This is a genomic window from Frigoribacterium sp. 2355 (genome assembly GCF_054060695.1).
This window is the reverse complement of sequence record NZ_JBSSDL010000001.1, coordinates 52,330-67,825: the sequence shown is the minus strand read 5'-3', so window position 1 is coordinate 67,825 and position 15,496 is coordinate 52,330. Positions and strand designations below refer to the sequence as shown.

Sequence of the window (15,496 nt, the reverse complement as noted above, 5' to 3'; positions counted from 1 at the left end):
TCGTGGTCTGGGTCGTTCTTCTACACCGTAGAGGAGCGGGGCCCGGTCGGGCCGGGATCGTGCCGTTCGGGCGCTGCAGTGAGCCTACCCTGTCGTCCACGGACGACGTGGTCAGCCGAAGGTGCGGAGCCCGGAGGCGACGCTCATCAGGATGATGACGGCCAGCATGATGATGCTCCAGCCGAAGTCGAGCGCGACCGATCCGAGGCGCACGGGGGGCAGGATCTTCCGCACGCGGCGGATGGGCGGGTCGGTCACCGTGTAGGCCACTTCGGCGATGACGAGCACCGGCCCCTTGGGGCGCCACCCGCGGCTGAACGACTGCGCGAGGTCGAGCACGAAGCGGGCCCACATGAGCAGGAAGAAGATCAGCAACGCGTAGTACGCGATCGTGGCGATCAGGTAAGTGATCATCGGGGGGTCATCAGCTCACACGAGTCGGCGCGAGGAGACTCGCGGACGGGCAGGTCGTCACGTCGACGCAGAGGAGCCGCGACGACGGACTCGTCACGACTGGGCGAAGAACGACGCTTCGATGTCGGATTCTACCTCAGCCTGATCACCGCTCACCGCGATGTGCGCCGGCGACAACAGGAAGACCTTGTTGGTCACGCGCTCGATCTTGCCGTACAACCCCTGCGAGAGACCGCTGGCGAAGTCGACCAGACGACGGGCGTCCGCCTCGGTCATCTGCGACAGGTTGATGATCACCGGGATGCCGTCACGGAAGCTCTCGGCGATCGCCTGGGCGTCCTTGTACTCGCGGGGGTGGACCGTCAGGATCTCGTTCATGTCGTGGGGCACCGTGTTCTTCGGGGTCGAGGAGCGACGCAGCGGCGTCACGGGGGCGCGGGTGGGCGCGGGGGCGGCGGGAGCCGAGTGGACCGGGGCGACGGGAGCCGGAGCCTGTGCGGCCGCCTGCGGTCGCGGCGACTGCTGGGGCTGCGCTCGTTCGTGAGGCTGCTCGTCGTACTCGAGCTCTTCGTCGGCGAGGCCCAGATAGACCATCGTCTTGCGCAGCGGGTTGGCCATGGTGTTCCTCCGAGTCAGTGGATCGTCAGGACCGACATTAACGAGCATCGGGGCGAGAACCCGTGATTGCCGTGCCGATCCGTAGGTGTGTCGCGCCCTCGGCGACGGCCTCGACGAAGTCGGGAGACATGCCGGCCGAGATGGCGACGGCCGTGGTCTCGAGGGACCGCACCCTCTCGGAGACCGCACGGAGGCGCGCGAAGGCCGGACGCGCCTCCTCACCCAGGGGGGCCACGGCCATGACGCCGCGCAGTCGCAGCCCCGGGGTCGAGAGCACCCGCTCGGCGAGCCGCTCGACCTCGTGCTCGGCCACTCCCCCGCGGCCGGGGTCGTCGGTCAGGTTGACCTGGACGAATCCGTCGACGAGGGACCCGGAGTCGTCCGAGAGCGCGTCGACGACCGAGTCACGGTCGAGCGAGTGGACGGCGTCCGCGTAGCGCCGGGCCTGGCGCGCCTTCTTCGACTGCAACTGGCCCACGAAGTGCCACCGGAGTCCGTCGAGGTCGTCCAATTCGACGGCCTTGGTCTGCGCCTCTTGGTGACGGTTCTCGCCGACGTCGCGGACCCCGAGGGCGTACAACGCCCTGATGAGGCCGGGCGGATGGAATTTCGTGACGACGATCGTCGTGAGCTCGCCCGGAGAGCGTCCCACAGCGGTGCAGGCGTCATCGACGGCCGCGGCGACCCGGGCGAGACGCTCGCCCAGGTCGCCGTCGACACTCGTCGGATCGGTCACTCGTCGTTACTTGAGGAAGTCCGGGACGTCGAGGTCGTCGTCACCGTCGTCGAAGGCCGGGTCGACGGCCTGGGTCGCGGGCTCTTCGGGCCGCTTCCACGCCGCGGGCTCGTGCGTCGCACCGCTGTCGGCGATGGCCGAGACACCGGCGACCGAGGTCGCCGTGGGGCCGTCGGAGTCGACGAAGCTCGACCGGCGATCCTTCACCTTCGTCGAGGGCTCACCACCGTCGAACCCCGCCGCGATGACCGTCACGCGGACCTCGTCACCGAGGGTGTCGTCGATCACGGCACCGAAGATGATGTTGGCCTCGGCGTGGACGGCCTCTTGCACCAGGCGCGCCGCGTCGTTGATCTCGAAGATGCCCAGGTTGGAACCGCCCTGGATGGACAACAAAACCCCGTGTGCGCCGTCGATGCTCGCCTCGAGGAGCGGAGACGCCACGGCCAGCTCGGCCGCCTTGATGGCGCGGTCCGCGCCCCGCGACGATCCGATGCCCATGAGGGCCGAGCCGGCACCCTGCATGACCGACTTGACGTCGGCGAAGTCGAGGTTGATGAGACCGGGCGTGGTGATCAGGTCGGTGATGCCCTGGACACCGGCGAGGAGCACCTGGTCGGCCGTGCCGAAGGCCTCCACCATGCTGATGCCGCGTTCGCTGATCTCGAGCAGGCGGTCGTTGGGGACGACGATGAGGGTGTCGACCTCGTCCTTCAGGGCGGCCACGCCGGCTTCGGCCTGGGCCTGACGGCGTTTGCCCTCGAAGCCGAAGGGCTTGGTGACGACACCGATGGTCAGTGCGCCGATCGACTTCGCGATGCGGGCGACGACCGGGGCCCCGCCCGTGCCGGTGCCACCGCCCTCGCCGGCCGTGACGAAGACCATGTCGGCACCCGCGAGGGCTTCCTCGATCTCTTCGGCGTGGTCCTCCGCCGCGCGGCGCCCGACCTCGGGGTCGGCACCGGCGCCGAGGCCCCGGGTGAGTTCGCGACCGACGTCGAGCTTGACGTCGGCATCGCTCAACAGCAGCGCCTGGGCGTCCGTGTTGATGGCGATGAACTCCACCCCGCGGAGCCCGAGTTCGATCATGCGGTTGACGGCGTTGACGCCACCGCCGCCGACACCGACGACCTTGATCACGGCTAGGTAGTTATGGTTCGTTGTCACGTCCGGGCCTCCGCTTGAACCTTAACTTTGCAGTTGAAGGTTAAAGTTGTACATGGTATGCAAGTTCTGCAGTCACAAGGTATGGGTGCGCCGCAGGCGCTGTCGCCAGGGTGGCCAGCGTGTCGCGAACACACCCTCTCATCTCGTCCTGATGATCCCGTTGTCGGGCGCGGACACGTCGTACTCGACGCTCGCGCCCGGGTCGCGCCGGGCCTGGTCGGCGATGAGTCCGGTGAGCACCTGGGCCTTCTTCGCCGACTCGTCGGCGCTGCCCCACACGACCCGCTCACCCGAGGTGAGTTGCAGGGTCACGTCGTCGGCCGTCGACGCCGTCACGGTGTCGACGGTCGAACGCAACGTGACCGGCAAGGCCAGCAGCACCTCGGCCACCGAACGGTACGCGGGGCCGTCGAGGGCTGCTCCCCCGACGTCGACCAGGGGTACTCCCTCTTGCCGGGCGTCGAGCGTCTGGACGACGACGCCGGCGGGGTCGACGAGGTCGAACCCCTCCCCCGCGGCGACCGTGGCGACGGGCTGCCGCTCCTGGATGCGCACGACGAGCGTGTGGGGCGGAGCGGTCTCGGTCACGTAGCTGGCGATCAGGGGGAACGCCCCGAGCTCGCGGGTGACCTCGTCGAAGTCGATGAGGGCGAGGGGCGTGCCGAGCTGCCCGTCGAGGGCGGTCTGCACGGCCGCGGCGTCGACGCGGTCCGTCCCCTCGACACGGATGGTCTGCAACGACAGGAGCGGCGTGAACACGGCGACCGCGACGGACGCGACGAGGAGGAGCACGACGGCCCCGAGCGACACCAGGGTCGCCCGACGGTGTCGGCTGCGACGCGTGAAGCGACGGACCTCGACGCGCTCGACGCGCCTCCGTTCGCTCGATGCCCGACGCGCCTGCCGGCGTGCCGCAACAGCCCGTGCCTTGGCCTCGGCGGCCGTGCCGTCGGGTGCCACGATGCGCGGAGGCTCGGAGCCCCGAGGTGCGACCCGCCCGGGGTGCTCGCTCGCGTCGGAGGTCGAGGGCTTCGTCAGGCGGTCACGCCAGGCCGTGGGGGCTCCGGTGATCGACCCGAGGCGGCCCTTGAGCGACGACGGGGACGACGGATCGGATGCGTCGGCGTCGGCCGCCCGCGAGTCACCGGCAGCACCTCGGGGAGGCCGCGAGGCACCGACGACGGGGACGGGCCCGGTGGCCTCCGGGTCCCGTCCCCGACGGCGTCGGTTGGGCGCCGCCGGAGGAGTCGGGGTGGGTTCTGGTTCGTCGAATCCGTCGGGCCGCTTCATCGGAGGGCCCCCGACACCACGGACCTGTCGTGACGAGTCACTCCGCGGAGTCCTCCGCGACGGCGACGACGGGTTCGTGGGCCGCGTCGAGTGAGCCGAGCAGTTGCGGCACGATGCGGTAGACGTCGCCACAGCCGAGCGTGATGACGAAGTCGCCCTCTCGAGCGACCTCGGCCGTCCGGTCCGCCGCGGCCTGCCAGTCGGACACGAAGTCGACGCGGTCGGGGTCGGCGAAGCGTTCGGACACCAGCGCGCCGGTGACGCCGGGCTCGGGGTCCTCACGCGCGCCGTACACGTCGAGCACGATGGTGTGGTCCGCGAGTCGCTCGTAGGTCTCGGCGAACTCGCCGGCCATCATCCGCGTGCGGCTGTAGAGGTGGGGTTGGTGCACGGCGATGAGGCGCCCGTCGCCGACCACGGAACGCGCCGCCTGCAGCGCGGCGGCGACCTCGGTGGGGTGATGGGCGTAGTCGTCGTACACGCTGACGCCCCGCACGACGCCGTGCAGTTCGAACCGCCGCTCGGTGCCGCCGAAGGTCTCGAGACCCGCGATGGCGGCCTCCGCGTCGACGCCCAGGCCGACGAGGACCGCGAAGGCACCGGCGGCGTTGACGGCGTTGTGCCGCCCGGGCACGCGCAACTGCACGGGCCACGAACGACCCTCGGCGTGCAGGGTGAACGAGACCGGACCGGTCGTGGCGACGTCGCTCAGACGGACGTCGGCGTCGGCGGCCTCGCCGAAGGTCACGACGCGCGGGTGGTCGAGGCGTTCGGTGACACGGACGGCACCGTCGTCGTCGCTCGAGACGACGACGAACTCCCGCGCCGCCGACGCGAACCGGACGAAGGCGTCGTCGAACGCCTCGTGCGAGCCGTAGTGGTCGAGGTGGTCGGCGTCGACGTTCGTGATCAGGGCGACCGAGGTGTCGTAGAGCAGGAACGAGCCGTCGGATTCGTCGGCCTCGACGACGAACAGATCGTCGTCACCGCCACGGGCGCTGACGCCCAACGACTGGATGACCCCGCCGTTCACGAAGCTCGGGTCGTGCCCCGCGGCGAGCAGGGCGGTGACGATCATGCCGGTGGACGTGGTCTTCCCGTGCGCCCCGGCGACCGAGACGAGCCGCTGCTGCCCGACGAGCCAGGCGAGCGCCTGCGATCGGTGCAGGACGGGCAGTCCCTTCGACAGCGCGAGCTGGTACTCGGGGTTGTCCTGCCAGAGGGCGCCGGTCACCACGAGCGTGTCGGCGTCGCCGACGTTGGCCGCGTCGTGGCCGATCGCGATCTCGGCGCCTGCCGCCCGGAGCGACTCGACGGCCGCGCTGTCGCGGGCGTCCGACCCGGTGACACGGTGGCCGGCGGCGAGGAAGACCCGGGCGATGCCGCTCATCCCCGAGCCGCCGATGCCGACGAAGTGGACGGCACCGAGTTCGGCGGGGATCGGCTGGTCGAGGTCGGGTTTGATCATGATGTCTCGCTGAGGTCGGGGTTCGGGGAGGACGAGGAGGCGCGGCCCACGGCGTCGAGGACGAGGTCGACCGTGCGGTCGGTGCCGTCGCGCACCCCGACCGAGGCGGCGCGGACGGCCATGTCCGCCACGACGGCCCGGTCGAGCAGCAGGGGGACGAGCGTGCGCTCGACCCAGGCGGGCGTGAAGTCGGCGTCGGCGACGAGCAGTGCTCCCCCGGCACCGACGACGTCGGTGGCGTTGTGTCGCTGCTCGCCGTTGCCCACCGGGTACGGGACGAGCACCGAGGGCAACCCGAGCGCGGTGAGCTCGCTCACCGTGGCCGAGCCGGCCCGGGAGACGACGAAGTCCGCCGCCGAGAGCGCGAGGTCCATGCGGTCGCAGTACCGCAGGAGGTGGTGGCCGTCGAGGTCGGTCGAGGTGAGATCGGACTTCTCACCCGTGATGTGCAGGATCTGCCAGCCGGCGCCGAGCACGCAGACGGCTGCCCTCGACATGGTCTCGTTCAGCCGCCGCGCACCGGTCGAGCCACCCGTGACGAGCAGGGTCGGCCGTGCCGGGTCGAGGCCGAAGGCCGCGACCGCCTCGTCGCGGCGGGCCCGTCGGTCGAGGGACTCGATCTCGTCGCGCAACGGCATGCCGACCTGCCGCCCGCCCCGGAGTCGGGTGGAGCGGAAGACGACGCCGACGTGGGACGAGAGGAACGAGCCGAGGACGTTCGCCATGCCGGGTTTCGCGTTGGCCTCGTGGACGACCACGGGCACCTTCGACCGCCAGGCCGCGACGTAGGCCGGGGCGGCTGCGTAGCCGCCGAATCCGACGACGACGTCGACGTCGTGCTGTGCGAGCAAGGACCGGATGCCGTCGATCGCGCCGGCGAGTCGGCCGGGGAATCGCAGCGCCGCCGCGGAGGGCTTGCGGGGGAAGGGCAGCCGCGGCACGGTGAGCAGTTCGTACCCGCGTTGCGGGACGAGCCGTGCCTCGAGCCCCTCGGCGGTGCCGAGCACGAGCACGGTCGCGTCGGGCTCGCGCCGGCGGAGCCGATCGGCCACGGCGAGGAGGGGGTTCACGTGCCCGGCGGTGCCACCGCCGGCGAGGAGATACGTCGTCACCGCAGAGACCCTACCCGCTGTCGCGGGAGCCCCTGCGGCGTCGCGGGCTCTTCGGGCACCCGGGCGAACGAGAGCACGACGCCGATGGCCACGAGCGTGACGATCAACGCCGATCCACCGGCCGAGATGAGCGGCAAAGGGACGCCCAAGACGGGCAGCAGCCCCAGGACGACCGCGATGTTGACGAGCGCCTGACCGATGATCCACGCCGTGATGGCCCCGGTCGTCACACGGACGAAGGGGTCGTTCGTCCGGCGGATGATCTTGACGAAACCGACGGCGAGGACGATGAAGAGGGCCAACACGACCATCGCTCCGATTAAGCCGAGCTCCTCGCCGATGATGGCGAAGATGAAGTCGTTGTCGGCCTCGGGCAGCCAGGACCACTTCGACTTCGAGTTGCCGAGACCGACGCCGAAGAGTCCCCCCGAGGCCAGCGCCCACGTTCCGTGAAGGGTCTGCCAGCACTCGGCCTGGTACTGGCTCGAGTCCGAGCAGCCCGACAGCCACGCGGCGATGCGCGAGTTGCGCGAACTCGACCCCTGGGCGATCAGGGGCACGACGACCGCGAGGAACGCGAGGGGCGCCAGCAGGTAGCGCAGCCGGACGCCGGCGAACCAGACGGCCGCGAAGACGAGCAGGAGCATGATCATGGTCGTCCCGAGGTCGCCACCGAGCACGACGAGGCCGATCGCGACTCCCGCCACGGGCACGAGTGGGATCGCCAGGTGCTTCCAGTCGTCGAGCAGGTCGCGCTTGACCGAGAGGATCATGCCGAGCCAGATCGCCAACGCGAGCTTGACGGCCTCGGAGGGCTGCGCCGTGAACGAGCCGAGGTCGATCCAGTTGCGGTTGCCGCCGATCTCGTAGCCGAGGGGCGAGAAGACGAGCAGTTGCAGGACGATGGTCGCCCCCAGGACGTGCCACGCCCAGCGCTTGAGGAACGACACCGGCAGCCGGGACACGATGAGCATGAGCGGGATGCCCACGGCCGCGTACGTGCCCTGTCGGATGAACGCACCGAAGAACGACGTGTGTCGTGACGAGATGTACTGCTCGACCGAGGACGACGAGAGCACCATGACCAGCCCGAGCACGACCATGAACAACGTCGTCCCGAGGATGACGAAGTACGAGCCCGTCTCGGCGGCGAAGAGCTTCTTGACGCGGACGACGGCGCCGGCGGTGCGCTTCGAGGACCCCAGGCCGCTCGAGGCGTCGTCGGTCGGTCGGACGGGCCCGCGGCGCGTGCGGCTCGACTCAGTCGGCCGACGGCGCGGGAGGCTGGACGGCGGGTTGGCCATCGACGTCACCCCTCAAGTGTTCGTGTACGGCCCGGGCGAAGGATCGCCCTCGGGCCGTGTAGTCGGTGAACTGGTCCATGGACGCCGCCGCCGGGGCGAGGAGCACGGTGTCCCCGGGACGGGCCACGCTCGCGGCGAGGCGCACGGCCGTCGGCATCACCTGCCCAGTGTCGGTGGCGTCGACCTCGAAGACGGGGATGCCGGGCGCGTGTCGGGAGAAGGCCCGGCGGAGCGGCTCACGGTCGACGCCGACGAACACGGCCGCCCGGACGGCGTCCGTGGACTCGAGGACGAGCGGCTCGACGTCGACGCCCTTGAACAGGCCTCCGACGATCCAGACGACCGACGGGAAGGACGTCAGGGAGGCGCGCGCGGCATGCGGGTTCGTCGCCTTGGAGTCGTCGATCCAGGTCACGCCGCCGGACTCGGCCACGACCTCGGTGCGGTGGTGGTCCACCGCGAAACCGGCGAGGGCGTCGCGGATCGAGACGGGAGCGACGCCCACCGCACGCACGAGCGCGGCGGCCGCGAGCACGTCCTCGACGAGGTGGTCGGCGCCGAGGCCGACGCCCTCGAGGGCCTCCCGGGTGGTCAGTTCGAGCGCTCGCGTGTGGCGCTCGGCGAGGAAGGCGCGGTCGGCCAGGACGGAGACCCCGTCGCCGGTCACGATGCCGACCTCGCTGGGCCCCGGGGCGTCGAGGCCGAAGCCCACGGCGCGGCAGCCCTCCTCGACGTCGGCTTCCTCGACCATGCGCAGGGTCGCCTCGTCCGCCTTGTTGTAGACGCAGGCCACGACCGTGTTCTCGTACACCTTGGCCTTCGCGGCACGGTAGGCGTCCGCCCCGCCGTGCCACTCGAGGTGGTCCGCCTCGAGGTTGAGACACACGGAGGCCTGGGGCCTGAGGGCACCGGCTCCCCCGGTCGGCAGGTAGTGCAGTTGGTGGCTCGAGAGCTCGACGACGAACAGGTCGAAGCCGTCGGGGTCGCGCACCGCGTCGAGGACGGGGACGCCGATGTTGCCGCAGGCCGCCACGCGGCGACCGTCGGCGCCGGCCATCGCCGACGCCAGCTGCGTCGTCGTGGTCTTGCCGTTCGTCCCGGTGACGAGCACCCACTCGGCCACGCGCTCGACCTTGTCGCGTACGCGCCAGGCCAGCTCGACGTCACCCCACACGGCCCTCCCCGAGTCGACGGCCCAGCGGACCAGGGGGTGGTGCGGGGCGAAGCCCGGGCTGGCCACGACGAGGTGCGCGTCGAAGGCCGTGAGCGTGGCCGACGGTGTGTCGGTGGACTCGACCTCGTCGAGACGGGCCCCGATCAGCTGCAGAAGCTCGGCCTTGTCGGCGTCGACCGCGGGGGCCACGACGAGGACGTCGGCGCCCAGTTCGGCCAGGGTGTCGGCCACCGAGAAACCGGTCGCGCCGAGCCCGAGGACGACCACGCGCAGGCCCGACCAGTCGGCGTGCCAGCTGTCGAGCCCGGCGAGCCGCTCGGCGAGGGGGGCGGTGCTGCCGTCGCTCATGAGGTGCGGAGGATCCATTCGAGGTAGAAGGTGCCGACGCCGGCGGCGACGAAGAGCCCGGCGATGATCCAGAACCGGACCACGACGGTCACCTCGGCCCAGCCCTTGAGCTCGAAGTGGTGGTGCAGGGGGCTCATCAGGAAGATCCGCTTGCCCTTCGTGATCTTGAAGTACGCCCGTTGCAGGATCACCGAGCCGGTGACCACGATGAAGAGACCACCGATCAGCACGAGCAGGAGTTCGGTGCGGCTCAGGATGGCCAGGGCGGCCAGAGCCCCGCCGAGGCCCAACGAACCGGTGTCGCCCAGGAAGATCTGTGCAGGCGAGGTGTTCCACCAGAGGAACCCGATGAGGCCTCCGCAGATGCAGGCGGCGACCACGGCCAGGTCGAGCGGGTCGGCCACCTGGTAGCAGGCCGCCCGCGTGGCCTCGTCGAGGCGCACGCTCGTGCAGAGCTGGTTGTTCTGCCAGAAGCCGATGAAGATGTACGACGCGATCGCGAGGATGGAAGCGCCCGTGGCGAGACCGTCCAGGCCGTCCGCGACGTTCACGCCGTTGGAGGTGCTGACGGTGATCAGGACGACCCAGATCAGGAACAGCCCGCCCCCGACGATGGTGCCGAAGAACATGAAGTCGAGCCAGGGGATGTCGCGCAGGCCCGAGATCATCGTCGACGCGGGGGCGAGCCCGCGATCGTTCGTGAACGAGAGTGCCAGGACGGCGAACACCGCCCCCACGACGACCTGCCCGGCGATCTTCGCCCACCCGCCGAGCCCGAGGCTGCGCTGGTTGCGCACCTTGAGGAAGTCGTCGAGGAACCCGACCACGCCGAGGCCGACCATCATGAACAGCACGAGCATGCCGCTGAGGGTGAGCTCGTCCCCGCCGACCAGGTGACCGATGAAGTAGCCGAGCACGGTGCCGATGATCAGGACGATGCCGCCCATGGTCGCCGTGCCGCGCTTGGTGTGGTGCGACTGCGGGCCGTCGTCGCGGATGAACTGACCCCAGCCCAGACGGTGGAAGAGCTTGATGAAGGCCGGCGTCATCAGCAGCGTGAAGGCGAGGGAGAACCCGCCGCCGATCAGCAGCGCGATCATGCGGTCACCCCGGCCAGGCGGTCACCCAGGAGGCGCAGGCCGGCCGATTTGGACGACTTCACGAGGACGACGTCCCCGGCTCGCAGGGTGCCCTGCAAGAAGTCGTACGCCTCGTCGATCGTGTCGACCAGCACGCTTTCTCCGTCCCACGAGCCTTCGAGGCCCGCCGCCATGTGGATGTGTCGTGCTTCGTGGCCGACGACCACGAGCTGGCCGACGTTGAGCCGGACGACCAGGCGGCCGACGCGGTCGTGCTCGTCACGCGCGTACTCGCCGAGCTCGGCCATCTCGCCGAGCACGGCCACCGAGCGGTGCTCGGGGCCGGTGATCTGGGCGAGGGTCTTCAACGCCGCGGCGACCGAGTCGGGACTCGCGTTGTAGGCGTCGTTCACGACCGTCACGCCGCCGGGCGCGTCCAGGACCTCCATGCGCCAGCGCTCGGCCCGTGTCACGCCCTCGAGGACCGTCACGGCCCGATCGAGGTCGACGCCCCATTCGCCGACGACGCTGAGGGCCGCCAAGGCGTTCATCACGTGGTGCTCGCCCAGGATGCGCAGCGACACCCGGCGGCTCGCGTCGCCGTGCTCGAAGGTGAAGGAGGTGCCCGACGCCGAGACGTCGATGTCGGACGCCCGGTAGTCGGCCGAGGCACCCTGACCGAAGGTGACGACCCGTGCGGCCGTCACGGCCGCCATGCCGGCGACGCGGTCGTCGTCGGCGTTGAGGACGGCCGTCCCCGTGGCGGGCAGGTCGGTCACCATCTCGGCCTTCGCCGCACGGGTGCCCTCGATGCCGCCGAAGCCGCCCGCGTGGGCGAGGCCGACCTTGAGCACGACCCCGGTGTCGGGACGGGCGATGTCGACGAGCCGGGCGATCTCGCCCGGGCCGCTCGCACCCATCTCGACGACGAGGTACTCGGTGGTCTCGTCGATGCGCAGCATCGAGATCGGGGCACCGACGTGGTTGTTGAACGACCCCTGGGGGGCGACGGTCGGCGCGACGTCGCCCAGTACCGCGCGGAGCATGTTCTTGGTGCTCGTCTTGCCGTTGGAACCCGTGACGCCGACGACCTTCAGGCGTCCGAGGCGCCGGACGTGGTCGACGACGGCGGCGGCGAGTCGGGACAGCGCGACGACCCCGTCGTCGACGACGACGAGCGGTGCGGTCGTCTCGAGTTCGCGCTCGGCGACCACGAGGGCGGCGCCGTTCGACGTGGCGGCATCGACGAAGAGGTGCCCGTCGGTGACCTCACCGCGCAGGGCGAAGAAGATCGACCCCGGGGTGACCAGACGCGAGTCGGTCTCGACCGTGCCGTCGACCGGGGTCGCGACCCGCGCCTCCTCGGGGTGGACCAGGCGCCCGCCGGTGATGTCGGCGATCTGGTGAGGCGTGAGCGCGATCACTCGGACCACCCGGCCTCGCGCAGGGCGGCACGGGCCTCGTCGCGAGCGGAGTACGGGGTGCGCTCACCACGGATGTCGCGGTAGTCCTGGTGGCCGGGGCCGGCCCAGAGGATCGAGTCGCCTTCTCGGGCCAGGGCCACGGCCGCCCGGATGGCCGCCTCGGGCGGGCTCACCTCGTGGATCTCGTGCTCGGGGTACGCCTCGCGGGCGGCGTCGACGAGCGTCTTGCGGATGGACGCCGGGTCTTCGAAACGGGGGTGGTGGTCGGTCACGACGAGGATGTCGGAACCGGCCGCGGCCACCCGGGCCATCTCGCCGCGTTTCGTCGTGTCGCGGTCGCCGTCCGCACCGAACAGCATGATGACCTTGCCGGGTGTAAAGGTGCGCACCGCGGCCAGGGTGGTCAGGAACGCGTCGGGGCTGTGGCCGAAGTCGACGTAGACGCTCGGGCCGGTGTCGCCGGACACCCGCTCGGTGCGCCCGGGCAGGTACGCGACGATGCCGCCGTCGGCGTCGAGCGCCTGGCCGATGGCCTCGAGCTCGAAGCCCGCCTCGACCAGCATGACGATCGCCAGGGCCGCGTTCGCGACCATGTGCCACCCGATCAGCGGGACGCGCGTCACGAGCGAACGCTGCTCGGGGCCCGACAGACGGAACTCGGTGTAGGCGGCCTGCTCGTCGAGGATCTGGACCGTCCAGTCGGCCTCGACGTCGGGGAGGATGGTGATCGTCGTCAGGGGGATGCGGGCGTTGTCCACCACGCGTTGTCCGTAGGGCGAGTCGAGCGAGACCACGGCACGACGGGCACGGTCGGGCTGGAAGAGCGGCAACTTGGCCTGGAAGTACTCCTCCATGTCGGCGTAGTCGTCGAGGTGGTCGTGGCTCAGGTTCGTGAAGGCGGCGACGTCGAAGACGAGGCCGTCGACGCGGTTGCGGCTGAGTGCCTGGGCACTGACCTCGACGGCCACCGCGCGCACCTCGCTCTCACGCATGCGGGCCAGCAGGGCGTGCATCTCGCTGGCCTCGGGGGTGGTGAGGCGGCTGACGACGGTGAGGTCGCCGATGTGGCGCTCGGCCGTGCTGCTGAGGCCGGTGACGAGGCCCAGCTGTCGCAGGACGCCTTCGAGCAGGTACGAGGTGCTGGTCTTGCCGTTGGTGCCGGTGACCGCGAGGAGGAGGGGTGCGTCGTCGCTGTCCGTGCGGTAGATCCATGCCGAGAGCTCGCCGAGGGCCGCCCGGGGCGAATCGACGAGGACGACGGGGAGACCGCTGGACCGGGCCAGCTCGGCCCCCGCGGCGTCGGTCAGCAGTGCGACCGCGCCACCGTCACGTGCCTGGTCGGCGAACTCGGCTCCGTGCCGGTGCGCACCGGGCACGCCCACGTACAGGTCGCCGGGGTGGAGGTCCGCCGTGCTCAGCGTGATGCCGGTGATCTCGATGCCGTCGAGGGAACCCTCGTGCTCGAGTCCGAACTCGCTGACCAGTTGGGCGAGTGACCTCGCCGACGGATGTTCCGGTCGAAGGACCGGGGGGATCCGGGCGCTCAAAGAATCCTCTTCTCTCACCAGGTCTCGGGCAGGCTGGGTGCCGGCTCCGTCGACGGAGGGACCCGATACATCTCGAGGACCTGGGACATGATCTTGTTGAAGGTCGGCGCCGCAGCGGCCGACGTCTTGATGGTACTGGGCTTGGTGAAGGTCACGACGACGACGTACTGCGGGTTCTCGGCCGGAGCGATGCCCGCCACCGAGACGATGCGGTCAGAACCGTAGCCGGTTCCGTCGGAGCGCGCGACCTCGGCGGTACCGGTCTTGGCCGCCACGCGGTAGCCGGGGATCGACAGGACGTCCTTGAGGTCGCCGTCGCTGACGACCTTCTCGAGCATGTTGACGGTCGTGTCGGCGGCCCACGGCGAGACGACGCTCGTGCCCTCGGCGGAGGGCGCGTCGGTGACGGTGCCGTCGGGGGCGGTGCACCCGGCGACGAGGTTGACCGGCAACCGGGTGCCGTGGTTGGCCAGCGTCTGGTAGATGCTCGCGATGTGGATGGCGGTCGTCGAGACGCCCTGTCCGAACATCGTGTTGATGCTCGTCTGCTGGTCCCACTGGGATGCCGGCCGGATGCCCGTCGTGGGTTCACCGAGGAAGGCCACGCCGGTCGGGTCGTTCAGACCGAACTTCACCATGTAGTCGTGACGTTGCTGGGCCGAGAGCGCCTGGCCGAGCAGGGAGATGCCGACGTTCGACGAGTCGCGCAGGATGCCCGTCAGCGTGAGGTTCTCGGTCGGGTGGAAGGTGGCGTCGTGGATCTCGCCGCCCCAGGGGAACGTGCGGGAGTACGGCACCGTCGCCCGCGTCGCGGGATCGGCCTTGCCCGAGTCGAGCAACATGGCGGCGGTCATCGCCTTGAAGGTCGAACCCGGCTCGTACGAGTAGGTGAAGGCCTTGCTGCCGAGGTCGTCGACGGCGGTGCCGTTGACGTCGTTGGGGTCGACGGCCGGGTAGTCGGCGACCGCGAGCAGCGAGGCGTCGCTCGCCTTCATGACGACGGCCGTCGCCGACTCGGCTCCGATGGCCTCGGCCTGTTCGCCCAGCGCCTGCTGGGTCATGTACTGGAGGTCGCTGTCGACCGTGAGACGGAGCGTGCCCCCGGCGACCGCCTTCTTGGTCGTGACGGTGCTGCCGGGCAACTGGACGCCGTCGGCTCCGCGTTCGTAGGTCTCCGAGCCGTCGGTGCCCGCCAGGCAGGCGTCCTGGCTGAGCTCGAGTCCGGCCTGCGGCCCGTCGGTGCCGATGAAGCCCGTGAGGTTGCCCGCCACCGCGCCGTTGGGGTAGGTGCGCGCGGCCTGGCGCTGGAAGTACACCCACGACACGCCCATCTCGCGGACCTCGCGGAACGCGTCGACGTCGACGCCCTTGACCAGGTACGCGAAGTTCGCCTCGGGGTCGGTGGTCAACGCCTCCGTCATGGTCGCGGCGTCACCCCCGGTGATCTCGGCGACGCGTTCGACCACCTGGTCGACCGTCAGCTCGGTGGTCGTGCCGTCGTCGCCCTTGACCTTGGCCGTCGTGGCGAAGGCCGGAGCGGCCGTGATGTTGTACCGGGTGACGCTGCCGGCGAGCACGGTGCCGTCGACGTCGGTGATGTCGCCACGATCGCCGTAGGTCGTCTGCACGATCTCGCGCTTGTTCTGCGACTGCTCGTTGAGCTCGGCCGCCTGCACGAGCTGGATGTCCGCCAGGCGCACCACGAACACGCCGACGAGCGCGATGATCAGCGCCATCGCCAGCGTCGCGCGGAGACGGCGGCTTCGGGGAGCTGCTTTCACGAGAGGTTCCTCACCGCGGCCGGGCGCCTGCCCG

At 70.5% G+C, this 15,496-nt stretch carries 13 protein-coding genes; all 13 read right to left on the bottom strand.

Annotated features, from left to right (window positions below):
• Positions 1-111: 111 nt before the first annotated feature.
• Positions 112-414, bottom strand: coding sequence for a YggT family protein (locus ACVJ1F_RS00350; RefSeq protein ID WP_056045042.1), 303 nt, complete (start codon positions 412-414; stop codon positions 112-114).
• A gap of 93 nt (positions 415-507) precedes the next feature.
• Positions 508-1,032 (bottom strand): cell division protein SepF, encoded by a 525-nt coding sequence (locus ACVJ1F_RS00345; protein ID WP_123570020.1) that lies wholly within the window; start codon positions 1,030-1,032, stop codon positions 508-510.
• A 37-nt stretch (positions 1,033-1,069) separates the two neighbouring features.
• Positions 1,070-1,768 (bottom strand): YggS family pyridoxal phosphate-dependent enzyme, encoded by a 699-nt coding sequence (locus tag ACVJ1F_RS00340; RefSeq protein ID WP_456884084.1) that lies wholly within the window; start codon positions 1,766-1,768, stop codon positions 1,070-1,072.
• A gap of 6 nt (positions 1,769-1,774) precedes the next feature.
• Positions 1,775-2,935, bottom strand: a complete 1,161-nt coding sequence (gene ftsZ, locus ACVJ1F_RS00335; protein ID WP_043594926.1) for a cell division protein FtsZ — start codon at positions 2,933-2,935, stop codon at positions 1,775-1,777.
• Positions 2,936-3,073: 138 nt separating this feature from the next.
• Positions 3,074-3,895 carry an FtsQ-type POTRA domain-containing protein gene (locus ACVJ1F_RS00330; protein WP_236556990.1) on the bottom strand — a complete coding sequence of 274 codons (822 nt, stop codon included), beginning with the start codon at positions 3,893-3,895 and terminating at the stop codon, positions 3,074-3,076.
• 367 nt (positions 3,896-4,262) lie between these two features.
• The gene (gene murC / locus ACVJ1F_RS00325; protein ID WP_056045036.1) at positions 4,263-5,693 is read right to left on the bottom strand and encodes a UDP-N-acetylmuramate--L-alanine ligase; all 1,431 of its coding nucleotides are present in this window, start codon (positions 5,691-5,693) and stop codon (positions 4,263-4,265) included.
• Positions 5,690-6,805: a UDP-N-acetylglucosamine--N-acetylmuramyl-(pentapeptide) pyrophosphoryl-undecaprenol N-acetylglucosamine transferase gene (locus ACVJ1F_RS00320; protein WP_456884082.1), complete on the bottom strand. Its 1,116-nt coding sequence runs from the start codon at positions 6,803-6,805 to the stop codon at positions 5,690-5,692. The genes murC and ACVJ1F_RS00320 overlap by 4 nt, the downstream gene beginning before the upstream one ends.
• Positions 6,802-8,109, bottom strand: a complete 1,308-nt coding sequence (ftsW, locus tag ACVJ1F_RS00315; RefSeq protein ID WP_456884528.1) for a putative lipid II flippase FtsW — start codon at positions 8,107-8,109, stop codon at positions 6,802-6,804. Before ftsW ends, ACVJ1F_RS00320 begins: the two co-directional genes overlap by 4 nt.
• The gene (gene murD, locus ACVJ1F_RS00310; RefSeq protein ID WP_456884081.1) at positions 8,066-9,631 is read right to left on the bottom strand and encodes a UDP-N-acetylmuramoyl-L-alanine--D-glutamate ligase; all 1,566 of its coding nucleotides are present in this window, start codon (positions 9,629-9,631) and stop codon (positions 8,066-8,068) included. Before murD ends, ftsW begins: the two co-directional genes overlap by 44 nt.
• Positions 9,628-10,731, bottom strand: a complete 1,104-nt coding sequence (gene mraY, locus ACVJ1F_RS00305; RefSeq protein ID WP_043594922.1) for a phospho-N-acetylmuramoyl-pentapeptide-transferase — start codon at positions 10,729-10,731, stop codon at positions 9,628-9,630. The genes murD and mraY overlap by 4 nt, the downstream gene beginning before the upstream one ends.
• Positions 10,728-12,134, bottom strand: coding sequence for a UDP-N-acetylmuramoyl-tripeptide--D-alanyl-D-alanine ligase (locus ACVJ1F_RS00300; protein ID WP_456884526.1), 1,407 nt, complete (start codon positions 12,132-12,134; stop codon positions 10,728-10,730). The genes mraY and ACVJ1F_RS00300 overlap by 4 nt, the downstream gene beginning before the upstream one ends.
• Positions 12,131-13,681 carry a Mur ligase family protein gene (locus ACVJ1F_RS00295; protein WP_056045031.1) on the bottom strand — a complete coding sequence of 517 codons (1,551 nt, stop codon included), beginning with the start codon at positions 13,679-13,681 and terminating at the stop codon, positions 12,131-12,133. The genes ACVJ1F_RS00300 and ACVJ1F_RS00295 overlap by 4 nt, the downstream gene beginning before the upstream one ends.
• Before the next feature lie 14 nt (positions 13,682-13,695).
• A complete protein-coding gene (locus tag ACVJ1F_RS00290; RefSeq protein WP_456884078.1) occupies positions 13,696-15,462 on the bottom strand; it encodes a peptidoglycan D,D-transpeptidase FtsI family protein in 1,767 nt (588 codons plus the stop codon).
• Between the last annotated feature and the right edge of the window lie 34 nt (positions 15,463-15,496).

What these genes read in the sequence shown, in the direction of transcription:
- ftsW (WP_456884528.1), bottom strand. Translation starts at nt 8,109, where the DNA reads ATGGCCAACCCGCCGTCCAGCCTCCCGCGCCGTCGGCCGACTGAGTCG.
- ACVJ1F_RS00345 (WP_123570020.1), bottom strand. Translation starts at nt 1,032, where the DNA reads ATGGCCAACCCGCTGCGCAAGACGATGGTCTATCTGGGCCTCGCCGAC.
- mraY (WP_043594922.1), bottom strand. Translation starts at nt 10,731, where the DNA reads ATGATCGCGCTGCTGATCGGCGGCGGGTTCTCCCTCGCCTTCACGCTG.
- murC (WP_056045036.1), bottom strand. Translation starts at nt 5,693, where the DNA reads ATGATCAAACCCGACCTCGACCAGCCGATCCCCGCCGAACTCGGTGCC.
- ACVJ1F_RS00350 (WP_056045042.1), bottom strand. Translation starts at nt 414, where the DNA reads ATGATCACTTACCTGATCGCCACGATCGCGTACTACGCGTTGCTGATC.
- murD (WP_456884081.1), bottom strand. Translation starts at nt 9,631, where the DNA reads ATGAGCGACGGCAGCACCGCCCCCCTCGCCGAGCGGCTCGCCGGGCTC.